The organism is Neorhizobium sp. S3-V5DH (assembly GCF_004343065.1).
Taxonomy (GTDB): domain Bacteria; phylum Pseudomonadota; class Alphaproteobacteria; order Rhizobiales; family Rhizobiaceae; genus Neorhizobium; species Neorhizobium huautlense.
Genome location: NZ_SMCL01000019.1, coordinates 33,786 through 46,968 on the forward strand (window position 1 = coordinate 33,786; position 13,183 = coordinate 46,968).

General features: G+C 61.5%; 9 protein-coding genes. 1 reads left to right on the forward strand and 8 read right to left on the reverse strand.

The genetic code is table 11. The annotated features are described in order from the left end of the window. The first annotated feature begins 76 nt into the window (after positions 1 to 76). Complete coding sequence (gene thyA, locus EDE09_RS21465) at positions 77 to 991, forward strand: thymidylate synthase (protein ID WP_105373824.1); 915 nt, start codon at positions 77 to 79, stop codon at positions 989 to 991. A gap of 30 nt (positions 992 to 1,021) precedes the next feature. Here thyA and EDE09_RS21470 read toward each other — a convergent pair whose 3' ends face one another. The 8 genes from EDE09_RS21470 to EDE09_RS21505 all read right to left on the reverse strand — a co-directional run bounded on the left by EDE09_RS21470 (position 1,022) and on the right by EDE09_RS21505 (position 13,182). Continuing rightward, positions 1,022 to 2,134, reverse strand: coding sequence for an ABC transporter permease (locus EDE09_RS21470; RefSeq protein WP_132412817.1), 1,113 nt, complete (start codon positions 2,132 to 2,134; stop codon positions 1,022 to 1,024). 3 nt (positions 2,135 to 2,137) lie between these two features. Then, entirely contained in the window at positions 2,138 to 4,885 is a 2,748-nt protein-coding gene (rbbA, locus tag EDE09_RS21475; protein WP_132412819.1) for a ribosome-associated ATPase/putative transporter RbbA, read from the reverse strand. Between the two features lie 16 nt (positions 4,886 to 4,901). Next, positions 4,902 to 5,927: an HlyD family efflux transporter periplasmic adaptor subunit gene (locus EDE09_RS21480; RefSeq protein WP_245422978.1), complete on the reverse strand. Its 1,026-nt coding sequence runs from the start codon at positions 5,925 to 5,927 to the stop codon at positions 4,902 to 4,904. A gap of 181 nt (positions 5,928 to 6,108) precedes the next feature. After that, positions 6,109 to 6,588, reverse strand: a complete 480-nt coding sequence (locus tag EDE09_RS21485) for an NUDIX domain-containing protein (RefSeq protein WP_132412821.1) — start codon at positions 6,586 to 6,588, stop codon at positions 6,109 to 6,111. A gap of 27 nt (positions 6,589 to 6,615) precedes the next feature. Next, on the reverse strand, positions 6,616 to 9,282 hold the full coding sequence (locus tag EDE09_RS21490) for an HAD-IC family P-type ATPase (RefSeq protein WP_132412823.1): 2,667 nt from the start codon (positions 9,280 to 9,282) through the stop codon (positions 6,616 to 6,618). A gap of 116 nt (positions 9,283 to 9,398) precedes the next feature. Beyond that, on the reverse strand, positions 9,399 to 11,789 hold the full coding sequence (locus tag EDE09_RS21495; protein WP_132412825.1) for a phosphoketolase family protein: 2,391 nt from the start codon (positions 11,787 to 11,789) through the stop codon (positions 9,399 to 9,401). 23 nt (positions 11,790 to 11,812) lie between these two features. Then, complete coding sequence (locus EDE09_RS21500) at positions 11,813 to 13,009, reverse strand: acetate/propionate family kinase (RefSeq protein ID WP_132412827.1); 1,197 nt, start codon at positions 13,007 to 13,009, stop codon at positions 11,813 to 11,815. Next, the gene (locus EDE09_RS21505; protein WP_348631330.1) at positions 13,006 to 13,182 is read right to left on the reverse strand and encodes a hypothetical protein; all 177 of its coding nucleotides are present in this window, start codon (positions 13,180 to 13,182) and stop codon (positions 13,006 to 13,008) included. Before EDE09_RS21505 ends, EDE09_RS21500 begins: the two co-directional genes overlap by 4 nt. Position 13,183: the final 1 nt, after the last annotated feature.

Genomic DNA, 13,183 nt, shown 5'->3' on the forward strand with positions numbered 1-13,183 from the left:
CTAAAGAATCGGCGGTTCTCACCGGCCCTCGCGCGAACGGACGCATGGCGGTGGATCATCGCGAAAGGACATCGCCTTGACGTTGAGACACCCGGAATACCAGTATCTCGATGTACTGACCCACCTACTCGAAAAGGGGGACAAGCGGATCGACCGCACGGGTGTCGGCACGCTCTCCATGTTCGGCGCGATGATGCGTTTCGACCTGTCGGACGGAACGTTTCCCGTCTATTCGACAAAAAAGGTGTTCTGGAAGACCGCGGTGAAGGAGATGTTGTGGTTCCTGACGGGACAGACCAACATCCAGTCGCTTCTGAAGGAAAACGTGCGCATCTGGACCGACTGGCCGCTCGCCGCATATCGCAAGGCAACGGGCTCCGAGATTTCGCAGAAGGATTTTGAGGACAAAATTCTGGCCGACGACGCTTTTGCTGAAGAATGGGGCGATCTCGGCCCTGTCTACGGCAAGCAGTGGCGTCGCTGGAAGGGCGCAGACGGCAAGGAATACGACCAGATCTCGGGAGTGATTGAAACGCTTCGAAAGAATCCGTCAAGCCGCCGGATGCTGTTCCATGCCTGGAATGTCCCAGAGCTGGACCAGATGGCATTGCCGCCTTGCCACATGACGTATCAGTTCTACGTTTCCGGCATGGGCGAGGGGCGCCCAAAGGTTTCGCTTCTCGTTCTTCAGAGATCGAGCGACATGGGACTTGGAAACCCGTTCAACGTCTGCCAGCAGGCGGCCCTGCTCGCCATGGTCGCGCAGCAGGTGGATATGGTGCCTGGCGAACTGGTCTGGGTCGGTGGCGACGTTCACCTCTATCTCGATCATATCGACATGGCGAACACCTTGCTTGAGAGAGAGCCGAGGCCGTTTCCGAAGCTTAGCCTGCTGCGGCGGCCGGATAGCATCGATGGATACCGCATCGAGGACTTTGAGGTGACGGGATACGATCCGCACCCCGCCATCGAGGCGCCGGTCGCGGTCTGAGACCCCAGATGCGGACGCAGGCAGGTGTGGTTACTTCAGCGAACGGCGGAAGCCGCGCAGCGAAAACGTAAACAGGATCGTTGCAATCCCCGCAAGCCAGATGAGCTGCGGCCAAACGACGGATAGGCCGGCGCCGCGATAGAGTATTGCCTGCGCCATCAGGACGAAATGTGTGTTGGGGGCCGCGAGCATGATCGTCTGGATCATTGCCGGCATGCTTTCGCGTGGGGTCGTCGCTCCAGAAAGGATTTGCAGTGGCAGGAGGACGAGCATGATCAGAAGCCCGAACTGCGGCATCGATCCGGCGATCGTCGCAAGCGCGATCCCCATGGCGGTGGTTGCAAGAAGATGCAGCGCCGCTCCCGCCATGAAGAGCGCCAGCGACCCCTCGATCGGAACCTGCAACATGAGCTGTACGATGACGATCAGCGAAAACAACGTGGCGCAGAAGACGACGATGCCCATCGACCAAACCTTTGACAGCATGATCTCGATCGGCGTTACCGGCATGACCAGGAGATGCTCGATCGTGCCGTGTTCGCGCTCGCGGATAAGGGCGGTGCCGGTCAGGATGATCGACAGCATGGTCACGTTGTCGATGATGCTCATCACCGACGCAAACCACCTCTGGTTCAGCTCCGGATTGAAGCGGGACCGAAGCGTGAGCTCCACGTCGGGAGTTTGCTCGACAGTGCTCGCACGCGCAAAATCCGAGACCTCCGTAGTCACGATGCTCTGCACATAGCCGGAGCCGGAAAAGGCCTGGGTCATCCGCGTGGCGTCAACATTGAGCTGGATGACCGGTGCCTTGCCCGCGATGAGGTCGCTCTGGAAATTCGGCGGGATGTCGAGCGCGAAAGTATCGGTGCCGGCATCCATGCGCGCATCCATCTCGCCCGCCGTGATCATGACCGGTTGCTTGAAATAGGGGCTCAGGAAAGAATCCCCGATCCGTCGCGAGAGCGGCGAATTGTCTTCGTCGACGAGGGCGATTGGGGCATTGTTCAGGGTTTCGGGTACCGACTCTGCTTCGGTATAGACGGCGATGGTAAAGGCATAGATGATCAGTCCGATGAGGATCGGATCGCGCACCAGTCCCTGCAGTTCCTTCATCCCGAGATAAAAGATTGTTCCGGGCCGCATGCTTCACCTTGCCTGCTTCTTGAGAAAGACGGTTGCCGCAGCGATGAGCAGAGGGCCTGCGACGACGAGCGGCAGGAAGGCGCTGCCGAGGTTTTCGAACGCCAGTCCCTTTGAAAAAGTGCCGCGCGAGATGATGTTGAAATAGGTGGTCGGGTAGATCTGGCCGATCAGCGCGCCGAGACCCTGGAGCGATGAGACCGGGTCGATCATGCCGGAAAACTGAACCGCCGGAATGATGGTCATCAGCGTTGTTCCGAATATCGCGGCGATCTGGCTCGATATGAAACTGGAAACCAGGAGGCCGAAGGCGGTGGAAAAGGCGACGTAGAGCAGGGCGGCGGCCGCAAATGGCAGCAGGCTGCCGGTAAAGGGTACCTGAAAGACGAGGACGGCGAAGAGCCAGAGCAGGGCGGCATTCGCCAAGCCGAGGACGAGATACGGAATCTGCTTGCCCAAAAGAAATTCGAGCCTGGTGACCGGCGTCACGTAGAAATTGACGATCGAGCCGAGTTCCTTTTCCCGAACGACGGACAAGGCCGTGAGCATCGCCGGGATCAACAGCAGCAATAACGGTATGACGGCAGGCACCATGGCAACCAGGCTCTCGATGCCGGGATTGTAGCGAAAGCGGGTTTCGATCGAGAACGACGCAGCCGCCGCGTCACCGTAGGTTTCCCGCATATGCCGGGCAAGCCAGGCCGCATGCATTCCCTGGACATAGCCGCGAATGGTCTCGGCCCGTTGCGGCATCGCCCCGTCGATCCACGCTCCGATCTCCACGTCGTTGCCCCGCGCGACGCGTTCGGCAAAACCTGCCGGTATCTCGATTGCAAGTTTCAGCCTTCCCCCTCGCATGCGCCCGTCGAGATCGGCATAGTCTTGAAGTGGCGGCTCTTCGATGAAGTAGCGGGAACCGGCAATATTGGCGACGTAGTCCCGACTGGCGACCGTATCGTCTCGGTCGAGCACGGCGAAGGTCAGGTTCTGCACATCCATGTTGATGCCGTAACCGACGACGAACATCAGGATCACGCTGCCGATCAGCGCCAGTGTGGCGCGGATCGGATCGCGGCGCAGCTCAAGGGCTTCACGGCGGCTGAAACTCAAGATCCGGCGCAGGTCGAAAAGCCGTCGATGCGGCGGGGCGGCAGGCACCGGCGTGTCGGAGCCTTCCTCCGATTCCGTCGCCACCACGTCGGGTGTCTCCATCGTGGCGTCTTCGAGATAACCGATGAAGGCCTCTTCAAGCGTGGCCGCCTGGCGGTTCTCCTGGATTGCGGCGGGTGTATCGCTCACCAATACCTTGCCGGCATGCATCAGCGAGATGCGATCGCAGCGCTCTGCCTCGTTCATGAAGTGGGTGGAGATGAAAATCGTCACTTTCTCCTTGCGGGAGAGTTCGATCAGCATTGCCCAGAGCTGATCTCTGGCGATCGGATCGACCCCGGACGTCGGTTCGTCCAGGATCAGAACCTCGGGCGAATGGACAAGGGCTACGGCGAGCGACAGCCGCTGCCGGATACCGAGCGGTAGCGCGTCGGGCAGCGTATCCATGACTTCCAGCAGCTGGAACCGTCGCCCCATTTCTTCGATGCGCGTCGGAATTGTCTCGGGCGGGAGCCGGAAGATGCGCGCATGCAGGTCGAGGTTCTGTCGCACCGTCAGCTCGGTATAGAGTGAAAATGCCTGCGACATGTAGCCAACCCGTCTGCGGATATCCATGTCCCGCGGGTCGACTTGCCTGCCGAACAGCTTGGCCGTGCCTTCGCTTGCCGGCAACAGCCCGGTCAGCATTTTCATGGTGGTGGATTTGCCGCATCCGTTGGAGCCGAGAAAGCCGAAGATCTCGCCGCGACGGATACGGAAGCTGACATTGTCGACGGCGGTGAAGGCGCCGAAACGCATGGTCAGATCCTGCGCCTCGATGGCAAAATCCGCCTCGTCAAACGAGGGCGGCGGCTGAAGTTCCACCGCGTGATGCGCAGATCGCTTGTCCTCGGGCATCAGTGCAATGAAGGCGTCATCGAGGGTAGCGGCGCCCGTCTGCGCCAGGATCTCCTGTGGGGAGCCGGTTGCGAGGACTTTTCCCGAATCAATGGCTGCCAGCCAGTCGAAGCGTGCGGCCTCTTCCATATACGCGGTTGCGACAATGACGCTGATCTGCGGCCGCGCGGCCCGGATGTCGTCGATCAGGTTCCAGAATTGACGCCGCGACAGCGGATCGACGCCGGTTGTGGGTTCGTCGAGAATAAGGAGATCAGGATCATGGAGGAGAGCGCAGCAGAGGCTGAGCTTCTGTTTCATGCCACCGGAAAGCTTGCCGGCAGGCCGATCCTCGAATCCGGCAAGGCCCGTGCGCTTCAGGAGCGTGCGGATGCGCTGTTGGCGTTCGGCCTTGTTCTGGCCGAACAGGCTTCCGAAAAAATCGGCGTTTTCGAAGACCGACAGGGTTGGATAAAGATTGCGGCCGAGGCCCTGCGGCATATAGGCGATGGCCGGGCAGACGCGGCGGCGGTGGCGGCCGGCGCGCATATCGCCGCCCAGCGCCTGGACATCGCCCCGCTGGATCGAACGAGCGCCGGCGATCAGCGAAAGAAGCGTCGACTTGCCGACCCCGTCCGGGCCGATGAAGCCGGCCATCCGCCCTTGCGGTATATCCAGCGATATCCCGTCGAGCGCGAGGGTAGTGCCGTAGGTGTGGCTGACGCCCGTCAGACGGGCGACGAAGGCTGGTTCCGCGGGATCAACCATGGCTGACTGCTCCAAATCAAGGCGTAAGCGGTTGAGCTAGCGCGGCCGGCCATGCGGCGTTGGAATCGATTTTGACATAGGTCCGACCCGGAAGTCCGGTCTTCACCTGCGCCACGTATTTCTGCAGGAGTTCCCGCGGGACTTGGGCGCGCAGGCGGAACATCAGCTTCTGGCGCTCCTCCTCCGTCTCGACCGTCTTGGGCGTGAACTGCGCGATGTCCGAAACGAAGGATATCCTGGCCGGGATGACGTATTGGGGTGCGGCGTCGAGAACGATGCGCGCCTCGCTGCCGATGGCGGTTCGCCCGGCCTCGGCAGTCGGCAGGAAGAAGGTCATGTATACATCCCCGATATCCAGCATGTTGAGAACCCGTCCTCCGGCGGCGACAACTTCGCCAGGCCGGGCGACCAGGTATTGGATCCGGCCGCTGCGCGGCGCCTTGAGTTCGCAATCGCGCAGGTCCGCCTCGATCCTGGCGATCGTCGCCTGCGCCGCTTCGACCGATGCTTCTGCGTCAATCACCTGGGATCTGGCCGAACCGATGGCTGCGTCGGTTGCCGCAAGCCTCGCCCTGGCGGCTGCGACGGTTGCGACCGATGTGTCGACGCGAGCGCGGTCGTCGTCAAGAACCTGCTCCGAGACCGAGCCGCTGCGGGAAAGCTGCTCGCTGCGGGCAAGCCTCTTTCGAGCCGACTGGAGTTCCACCTCGTTTTGTGCAACGGCCGCGGCCGCGGCCTCCTTTTCTGCTTCCCTTTGGGTGACGAAGCTTCGGGCCGTGTCGATGCCGATCCTCGCCCTTGAAAGCTGCGCCTCGGCCTCCCGTTTCTCGGCGGTCAGCTGTTCGATATCCATCCGGGCCAGAATCTGCCCGACTTCGACAAAATCGCCTTCCTTGACGAGCACGTCCGAAAGGCGGCCGGCTGTCCGTGCGGCTATATCGATCTCTGTGGCTTCAATGCGTCCATTGCCGCTGGCGATACCGCGCAGCGCTTGTTCGGCGCTGCGGTCCTGTAGATATTTCCACGCAGAACCTGCGGCCAACCCGACAATGGCGAGGACGATGGCAATTTTCCCGGTGCGATTCACTGTATGGCTCCATCGGACATCTGGGGTTTGCGGCAGGCGCGAAAGCCTTGAGTATGATTGCTGTTGCCGACGCTCTCGGCTTCGTCTTGCGGTGCTATCTGATCGCCCGTCACCGTCCAGACGACATTGATGCGGATCAATGTTGCCGAGCGGTCGTGGCCGGATCCATGAAATCGTTGAGGATCGGCTCCTGTCCTTTCAAGATTTTCTGCCTTGCCTCGGCAATGGAAAACCAGCCGGCCCGGTCCACCTCCGGGAATTGTCTAAAGACACCCGAGCGCGGTGGCCATTCCAGCGAGAACAGATTGCTGACCAGGTGGCCTTCATCGATCGGGGGATCGGCTTCGACTGCCCAGACCAGAACCCTCTTGCCGCCGGGTTGCCTGTATTCCCCCAGTCGCTCGAAGGAGCCCTCGATGGTGGTTCCGATTTCCTCCGCCGCCTCGCGGATGGCGGCGCCAAGTTCGTCCTCGCCTTCTTCCACAAGGCCCTTCGGAATGGACCAGGCGCCATCGTCCTTGCGCGCCCAGAACGGTCCTCCAGGATGCACCAGGAGAACCTGCAGATCCCCACCCTGTCGGCGAAATATCAAGAGACCTGCGCTGCGCTTCGGCATCAGATGCAACTCCCGACGATCGAGCGCTCATGCTGCCTTGCGGCAACGCCATTTGTCCAGTTCGCTCACCAGCAGGATTGACGATGCGGCAAGCAGCATCAAGGCCCATTCGGAAAGGGATATCGGGGCAAGCTCGAGCGTATCCCGAAACCAGGGGATATACATCGCCGAGATATGCAGGGCCTGCGCTGCGACGACGGTCAAGATGAGCAGCGGATTGCCGAAAAAGTTGAACGAGAAAACCGAGCGTCGTTCCGATCGGCAGGTAAAGGTCTGAACATTCTCGAACATGACGAAAAGCAGAAGCAGCATGTTGCGCGCTGCGGACACTTCGTATCCCTGTTCGAGAAGCCAATAGAAGGCGGCGAAACCGCCGCCGCCGATCACGAGGGTGGACAGGAGGATGCGGCGGATCATCAGGCGGTCGAAGATCGGCTCCTTCGGGCGCCGCGGCGGCCGGGTGAGCTCGTCTCCCTCCGGCTTCTCTCCGGCAAGTGCGACGTCCTGGATGCCGTTGGTGACGAGATTGAGCCACAGGAGCTGCACCGGCAGCAGCGGCATCGGCAGGCCGAGCGGGATCGCCAGCAGGAAGAGCAGGATTTCGGCCGCACCCGTGGCGACCAGCATCAGGATAACTTTGCGGATATTCGAATAGGCGGTGCGCCCCTCGCGGATCCCGCTGACGATGGAGGCGAAGTTGTCGTCCGTGACGACGATGTCGGCGCTCTCTTTGGCGACCTCCGTACCCTTCCGGCCCATTGCCACGCCGACATGGGCATGTTTGAGCGCCGGCGCGTCGTTGACGCCATCTCCCGTGACGGCGACGAAATGGCCGTTGCGCGCCAGCGAAAGGACGATCGACAGCTTCTGGGCGGGGGCGACGCGGGCGTAAATCCGGACGCGGCGCGTCAACTCGTCGAGGGCGGCCTGTCCCGCCGCTTCGGCGCGATCTACCTCTTCACCCGTCGTCACCTGATCCTGCCTGAAAGCCAATCCGGCTTCGGCGGCGATGGCCGCTGCCGTTTTCGGATCGTCGCCTGTCACCATTGCGACCTGGACTCCCGCCGCGTGGCAGTCGCGGATCGCCTGGGGAACTTCCGGACGGATGGGGTCCTGCATACCTGCCAGACCAAGGAAAACAAGATCGACGAGGTGGTGGTGGCCAAAGGTCTCGTCCGCGCCGCTTCGGATTTCTCCTTCGGCAAAGGCGAGTACGCGCAGGCCGCGCTCCGCCATTTTTTCCTTCTGCCGTAGAAGCGTTAGACGTTCGATCGGCACGACGCCTTTGCCCGTATCCATCCGATCGGCCATGTCGATCAGGATTTCAGCCGAGCCCTTGACGAAAATGCGAATGCGTTCGCCGCTTCGATGGAAGGACGCCGCATATTTGAGATCCGGCTCGTAGGGAATGCGGCCGACGAGGGGATAGGTTTCCACCATCGTATCCTGGGTAAGACCGCCTTTATGGGCGGCTGCCAGCAGCGCGACGTCGACCGTATCGCCGACGCCTTTCCAGCCGTCGCCATCGCGTGAGAGCGAGCCTTCGTTCGGTAACAATGCCGCCTGCAGCAGTCTCGCGGCCCGGTTGCGTGCTTCGGAAGGACTCAGATCGGAGCCCCGGATCTCGCATGCGTCGAGATCCTGTCCGGCGTCGAGCAGCAGGTCGGTGCCCTCGGGCAGGCGGATATCCGTCACCGTCAGGTCGTTCAGGGTCAATGTTCCGGTCTTGTCGGTTGCGATCATCGTGCAGGATCCAAGCGACTCGACCGCCGGCATTCGTCGGACGATGACATTTCGCCTGGCCATGCGACGCATGCTGATTGCGAGCGCAATCGATATGGCGATCGGCAACCCTTCCGGAATGGCGCTGACGGCGAGGCCGACGGACATCAGGAACAGGTCGCTCCAGGCCATGCCGCGCAAAAGCCCGACGGCCACGAGCACGATCGAGGCAATCCCCACCGTCCAGGCGATGATATTCGAAAAGCGGGCAAGCCGGATCATCAGCGGCGGTTGCGAGATGGACGCCTTGTTGATCTCGGAAGCGATCCGCCCGATCTCGGTGGAAAGTCCCGTCGCAGTAACGACGCCCTTGCCGCGGCCGCGCGTAATCAAGGTTCCTGCGAATGCCATCGCGGCCTCCCGACCTTCGGGCGGCGTGCCCGGCAGGGGAAGTCTCTTTCGCGCGGGAAGGGACTCGCCGGTCAGCAGCGATTCGTCACAGAGAAGATCACTGGCTTCGACCAGCGAGACATCGGCCGGAACCCTTCCACCTGCCTCGAGCTGCACAAGATCGCCGTGGACGAGAAGGCGTGCTTCGATCTCCTGCACCTGGCCATCCCTGATAACAACGGCATACGGCTGTTCAAGCGCGCGAAGCGCCGCTGCGGCACGGCCCGCGGAGTATTCCTGCATGGTTCCTATGATACCGTTCAGGAGGAGCACGGCGCCGATAAAGGCGGCATCTTCCGCTTCGCCCGCCGCCAAGGATACGGCGGCTGCAAGCAGCAGGATATAGATCAGCGGGCTGCGGAACTGGCGCAGGAAAATGACCCACAGCGACGGTGCTTGCGGGGCCGGCAATAGGTTCTGGCCATGCTCGGCGAGCCGCGCCTCCGCCTCCTCGGCCGATAATCCCCATAAGCAGCTTTCATGGAGAGGAGGATCACTGAATCGCAGAGACGGGACGGACATATATGGGCTCCAGCAAAAACCGACCTCGAACCCGTGGCGGGTCCGAGCGGCTTTTCTGAAGACAATACCTGACGCAAATCACCGGCCATTGACATCCATCAATTCGGATGCGCCGCCTAACGTTTCCATCTCCAGTTCTGGATCTCCGGCATGTCTTCTCCGTATTCCCTGACATAGTGATGGTGTTCGTCAAGCTTGGCCTGCAGGGCTTCCACGACGTGACCTGCTTTCGCCTTGAGGCCCGGGACGCGTTCGATCGCCTCGATCGCAAGATGGTACCGGTCGAGTTCGTTCAACACGGTCATGTCGAAGGGCGTGGTCGTGGTACCTTCCTCCACGAAACCGCGGACGTGGATATTGCCGTGGTTGATGCGCTTATAGGTCATCCGGTGGATGAGATAAGGATAGCCGTGATAGGCAAAGATCACCGGCCGGTCGGTGGTGAAGAGGCGGTCGAATTCCTCGTCGGCAAGGCCGTGCGGGTGGTGTTCCTTCGATTGCAGGGCCATCAGGTCGACGACATTGACCACGCGGATCTTGAGTTCCGGTATCGCCTCCCGCAGGAGGGCGACGGCCGCGAGCGTTTCCATGGTCGGGACGTCGCCGGCGCATGCCATGACGACGTCGGGCGCGACTGCGCCGTCCTCGTTACCGGCCCAGGCCCAGATACCGGCTCCGGCCTCGCAATGCGCAACGGCCTCGTCCATCGTCAGCCATTGCGGCTCCGGCTGCTTGCCGGCAACGATGACGTTGATGCGGTCCCAGGTCCTCAGGCAATGGTCTCCGACCCACAAAAGGGTATTGGCATCCGGCGGCAGGTAGATGCGCACGATATCCGCTTTCTTGTTGGCGACGAGATCGACGAAACCGGGGTCCTGATGGGAAAAGCCGTTATGGTCCTGCCGCCAGACATGCGAGGTCAGCAGGTAGTTAAGCGAAGAGATCGGCTTTCTCCAGGGCAGTTCCCGGGAAACCTTCAGCCACTTGGCGTGCTGGTTGAACATCGAATCGACGATATGGATGAAGGCTTCGTAGCAGGAGAAGAAGCCGTGCCGGCCGGTCAGCAGGTAGCCTTCCAACCAGCCCTGGCAAAGATGTTCCGAGAGCACCTCCATCACCCGGCCGTCGCGCGCAAGGTGCACGTCATAAGGCTCGATCCTCTCCATCCAGACACGATCGGTGGCCTCGAAGACGGCACCTAGCCGGTTGGACTCCGTTTCGTCGGGGCCGAAGATGCGGAAATTCGAGTGGGCGTCGTTGAGCTTCAGCACGTCGCGCAGGTATTTGCCGAGGATCTCCGTTGTCTGCACCATCAGCGCGCCGCGCTCGGTCACCGGCACGGCGTAATCGCCGATGTCCGGCACGACGAGCTCCTTGCGCAGGAGACCACCGTTGGCGTGCGGGTTGGCGCCCATCCGGCGTTCACCCGTCGGTACCAGCGCCCTCAACTCCTCCTTCAGTCGCCCGTCCGCATCGAACAGATCGTCCGGATTGTAGCTCCGCATCCAGTCTTCGAGGATTTTGCGGTGCCCGGCGTCCCCGCGGTAATTTGCGACAGGCACCTGATGGGCCCGCCAGAAGTCCTCCACCTTCTTGCCGTCCACCTCCTTTGGCCCCGTCCAGCCCTTGGGGCTGCGCAGCACGATCATCGGCCAGCGCGGGCACTGGTCGCCGGCCTTGCCTTCGCGGGCTTCGCTCTGGATCGTCCTGATGCGGTCGAATGCCTGATCGAGTACTGCAGCCATCTGCCTGTGCATCTTTTCCGGCTCGTGCCCTTCGACGAAGAAAGGCTCGTAGCCATGGCCGCGGAAGAGATGGTCGAGGTCTTCGTCGCTCATCCGCGACAGCACGGTCGGATTGGCGATCTTGTAGCCGTTAAGATGCAGGATCGGCAGAACCGCGCCATCGCGAGCCGGATTAATGAATTTGTTCGACTGCCAGCTTGCCGCAAGCGGTCCGGTCTCGGCCTCGCCGTCGCCGACGACGCAGGCGACGACGAGATCGGGGTTGTCGAAGGCGGCGCCATAGGCATGCACCAGCGCATAGCCGAGCTCGCCCCCTTCGTGGATGGAGCCGGGTGTTTCAGGCGCCGCGTGGCTCGGAATGCCGCCTGGAAAGGAAAACTGCCTGAAGAGCCTTTTCATGCCCTCGGCGTCTTGGCCGATATCCGGATAGATCTCGCTGTAGCTGCCTTCGAGATAGGTGCTGGCGACCATGCCAGGCCCGCCGTGTCCGGGGCCGCAGACATAGATCATGCCGATATCGCGGTGACGGATGACGCGGTTGAGGTGGGTATAGATGAAGTTGAGGCCGGGCGTCGTGCCCCAGTGGCCGAGCAGGCGAGGCTTGATGTGTTCGGGCTTCAGCGGCTCGCGCAGAAGGGGATTGTCGAGCAGATAGATCTGCCCCACGGAAAGATAATTGGCGGCGCGCCAATAGCGGTCCAGCAGCGCCAGCTCTTGCGGGCCGATCTCGGGCTGTGTGGGAAGGGGCACGTTAAGCTGCATCGACTTCTCCTTGGGCTGGGCCGTTAGGCCGGCACGCGATCGTTCGCTTTCAGAACAGAAAGACATTCGTCGGCGATCATCTGTTCTTCGTCCGTCGGAATGACATGGACTGCGACATGGCTTGTTGGGGTACTGATTTTAGAGGCGTTCCTGCCGTTGGCTGCGGCATCGAGTTCGACACCCAACCAGAGCAGTCGGTCGGCGACGCGTTCGCGGATAATCGGCTGGTTTTCGCCGATGCCGGCGGTGAATACGAGGCCGTCCAATCCTCCGAGCGTCGAGGCCAGGCGGCAGATTTCTCCGGCGATCCTGAATATGAAGAGATCAACCGCTTCCCGGGCTTCCTTGCCATCGTCCTTGACAAGTTCGCGGATGTCGCCGCTGACACCGGAGACGCCGAGAAGACCGCAATGGTGATAGAGCATTTCCTCGACTTCCCGGACGGACTTGCCGAGTGGGCCAAGGAAATGCAGCAGGACACCCGGATCAAGCCAGCCCGGACGTGTCGCCATCGGAACGCCGTCGAGCGTTGAAAAGCCCATGCTGGAATCGCGGCTCGCACCGTTTTCTATGGCGCAAAGGCTGGCGCCGCTGCCGAGATGGGCGATGACCACCTTGCCATCGGCGATGTCGGGAGCCTTTTTCACGAGAGCGCCTTTCACGTAACGGTAGGAAAGACCGTGGAACCCGTACCGCTTGATGCCCCGGTCGTGATAGGCTCGCGGAATGGCCAGACGCCGAACGAGGTCAGGCTGGCTCGCGTGAAAGGTCGTATCGAAGGAGCCGGTCTGGAAAAGCGACGGGCGGAGATGCCTCACGGCCCTGATAAGCCTAAGTGCCTGGGGCTGATGCAAGGGCGCGAGCTCGGTCAGCTTCCTGATGCTTTCGAGCGTTTCTGCTTCCAGTTCCACCGGCCCGTCGAACATATCGCCGCCGTGGACGATCCGGTGGCCTGCGGCCATAACGGCCTCGAGATCGAAATGCTTGCCGAGTTCCCGGAAGACTTCGCCGATGAGTTCCGCAAGATCGTCGCCGGCCGCGCCCTTCAAAGGCAGTTCAAATTGCTCCGGACCTTCCTTGAGATGCAGCACCGGGGGCTGATCTGCAAAATCGACGACCGCCTTGCCGACACGAGCGGCCCCATGGCCGTCCAACCTGAAGATGCCGATCTTCACCGTCGATGAACCGGCATTGAAGGTCAGGAGGAGTTTGTCGGTCATGGGATATCCATTGTCTTGCGATTTCCGGCCGCCATGAGCGCCACAAGAGCTGCCGGTGCAGTGCGAACCTCGGCCGGCTCGGCGCGATTTGTCAGAAGGATAGGAACGCGGGCGGCTCCGACCAGTCCCGCCGCGTCGGCTTCGGCAAAATAGATCGGCTGTTTGGCAAGCATG

Coding starts and splice junctions, on each gene's coding strand:
- EDE09_RS21470 (WP_132412817.1), bottom strand. CDS start 2,134: ATGCGGCCCGGAACAATCTTTTATCTCGGGATGAAGGAACTGCAGGGA.
- rbbA (WP_132412819.1), bottom strand. CDS start 4,885: ATGGTTGATCCCGCGGAACCAGCCTTCGTCGCCCGTCTGACGGGCGTC.
- EDE09_RS21485 (WP_132412821.1), bottom strand. CDS start 6,588: ATGCCGAAGCGCAGCGCAGGTCTCTTGATATTTCGCCGACAGGGTGGG.
- EDE09_RS21490 (WP_132412823.1), bottom strand. CDS start 9,282: ATGTCCGTCCCGTCTCTGCGATTCAGTGATCCTCCTCTCCATGAAAGC.
- EDE09_RS21495 (WP_132412825.1), bottom strand. CDS start 11,789: ATGCAGCTTAACGTGCCCCTTCCCACACAGCCCGAGATCGGCCCGCAA.
- EDE09_RS21500 (WP_132412827.1), bottom strand. CDS start 13,009: ATGACCGACAAACTCCTCCTGACCTTCAATGCCGGTTCATCGACGGTG.
- EDE09_RS21505 (WP_348631330.1), bottom strand. CDS start 13,182: ATGCTTGCCAAACAGCCGATCTATTTTGCCGAAGCCGACGCGGCGGGA.